We start from the raw sequence: 2,204 nt of genomic DNA, 5'->3' as shown, positions 1-2,204 counted from the left end.
CTATCAAAATGCAGGACTTGGATATATAGGCGGGAATGCCTGTGATATGTACCGAAACTATACCTTTACATCAGACAGGTCAAAGCTCAAGGTCGGAATGCTTGTGGCAGTTGAAAAGCAGCAGTAGCGGAAGCAGTGCAGGGCTTACCTATGGTCATGTAGGTATTTACATTGGAGATGGAAAAGTGATTGATAACATCGGTCGAATAAGAGTAACTACCTTAGATGATTGGATAGCAACATTTTGTAAGCACCATCCCGTAGGATTCGGTTTTCCGCCAAATGTAAAGAAATAGGAGGTAACAATTTGAAAAAGGAACTGATAGCAGTAAAAAACAGAATAAAGAAGTTAAATGATAAAAAGGCTCTGATTGATGAAGAATTGGAGCCTTTATTCATTCGTGAAGAAGAGCTTGAAAATGAAGAAATCATTGCCATTTGCAGAAAGAACAACATCACAATCAGCGATTTGATGGCAAAGGTAAACAGACAAAAAGCAGAAATGAAAAAGGAGAAAACAAATGAAAACCAGTTTGAAAAAGAATAATAAGTTTTGGACGGTAGCACTTGCGGTAATTGTAAGTATTAGTTGTATTTTAGGTCTTTGGACGGTTGTTTATGCACAGGAGCAAAAATCTGAAGCTCCAACAAAAAACGAAGCTGCTCAAACGGAAGTTGAAGTAAATGTAAGGTATATCTTTGAAGATGAAAAGGTCTTTAAGGAAGAAAAGATAAAGGCTGAGAAAGGACAACTTATTGATAGCGGAGATCTTCCAATGCTCCCTGATGATATGAAATTCATTGATGAGTTTCTGTTTTATGAGGTAAAGGGAGATGGAAAAGATGAGATTATCCGTAAGGTAGCAAAGGCTGAACTTAAGGATAAAGAAACTAAGACGGAAGAAAAAAAGCCACAGCAGGACAAAAGCACTCAGACGGAAGATAAAAAGACGAAAGATAAGTCAACGCAGACAGAGCTTTCCAAAGAGGATATTTCCAAGATGGAAAAGCAGGCAAAAGAACTTAAAGGGGAGCTTGATAAGCTAAATGGTGAGATTAAGGATAAAGATAAGTTAAGCGATAAGCAGAAGGAAAAAATCAAAGCTCTTGAAGATGAAATTGAAAGTCTGAAAGAAAAACTGAAAAAAGAAAAGGATAACAAAGATTTATCTTCTGATATTAAAAAGGAAATGGACAAGCTAAATGAAAAGATTAAAGATCTTGAAAAAAAGGCTAATGAAGTAAATAAAGCTCCGGCATCATCTAATGTTGTTACACCAATTCCACCAAATAGCAGTATAAAAACAAGTGCAGGAAATTCTCAGCCACTTGTAAATACAGGTAAGGGAAATGAACCAAAGACAAGTTTTGGAAATACTACAAAAGATGAAAATACTAAACAATCAAAAGATAAAGAAAAGGAAATTCGTTATCCTAATAAACTGACAGCTAAAACGCATGCTAACAATAACAGCCAAGATTCAGCTATGGATGGCACAAGTAAGAGTGTAAATACCAATAAGGGAGTAGCTTCTGCACCGTCTAAGGCAAGAGGAAGTCTTACGGAAAATAAGGATAATGCAAATAAGGAATATCCGATTCATCATAGCGATGATAAGGATAATAAAGAAACTGATAAATATTCGGCTGATGCAAGACAGTTTATTACCTTTCAGACTAAAAATGGTAAGACCTTTTATTTAATCATCAATCATGATGAAGATAGTGAGAATGTAATGCTTCTTACGGAAGTATCTGAAGATGATTTGCTTAACATGGTGGAGAAAAAAGAAGCACCAAAGCAGGAAGTAGTAAAAGAAGAACCTGTTAAGGAAGAAGTAGAGCCTGAGAAGAAGGACGAAAAGAGTAATTTAGGAACCTATATTATTTTGCTTCTTGTAGTAGGTGGTGCATTAGGAGCAGGCTACTATTTTAAGGTTGTGAAAAAGAAAGAAGATAAAGAACTTGAAGCCTTAGAGGAAGAAGATGATGATTTCTTTTCTGAAGCTGAAAGTGAGGAAGAAGCAAGCGAAGTAGATGAAGTTGAAGATGATGAAACTGAGGAATAAGATTGCACCTAAAACTATATAATATTTGGTGCAAATACAGGGCGAGAGGGTAACATCTTTCGCCCTATTTTATTAGTTAAAACAGGAGGAAAAACAGAAATGAAATTAGTTATGTAAAGCTTTACATAAAATCAG

2 protein-coding genes and 1 pseudogene are annotated in these 2,204 nt (G+C 35.6%); all 3 read left to right on the top strand.

What is annotated here, in order from left to right; translation table 11 throughout:
* Positions 1-296 (top strand): annotated as a pseudogene (locus HMPREF9333_RS12815) (CHAP domain-containing protein); the annotation flags it as partial.
* Positions 297-307: 11 nt separating this feature from the next.
* On the top strand, positions 308-547 hold the full coding sequence (locus HMPREF9333_RS11860; RefSeq protein ID WP_000711884.1) for a hypothetical protein: 240 nt from the start codon (positions 308-310) through the stop codon (positions 545-547).
* Positions 522-2,069 carry a CD1107 family mobile element protein gene (locus tag HMPREF9333_RS11855; protein ID WP_005542344.1) on the top strand — a complete coding sequence of 516 codons (1,548 nt, stop codon included), beginning with the start codon at positions 522-524 and terminating at the stop codon, positions 2,067-2,069. The genes HMPREF9333_RS11860 and HMPREF9333_RS11855 overlap by 26 nt, the downstream gene beginning before the upstream one ends.
* Positions 2,070-2,204: the final 135 nt, after the last annotated feature.

Origin of the sequence: Johnsonella ignava ATCC 51276 (assembly GCF_000235445.1) — a bacterium.
Taxonomy (GTDB): domain Bacteria; phylum Bacillota; class Clostridia; order Lachnospirales; family Lachnospiraceae; genus Johnsonella; species Johnsonella ignava.
This window is presented reverse-complemented; position numbering and strand designations above follow the sequence as displayed.

Bases quoted from the DNA above. Each gene is read 5' to 3' on its own strand.
- HMPREF9333_RS11855 (WP_005542344.1), top strand. From the start codon at position 522: ATGAAAACCAGTTTGAAAAAGAATAATAAGTTTTGGACGGTAGCACTT.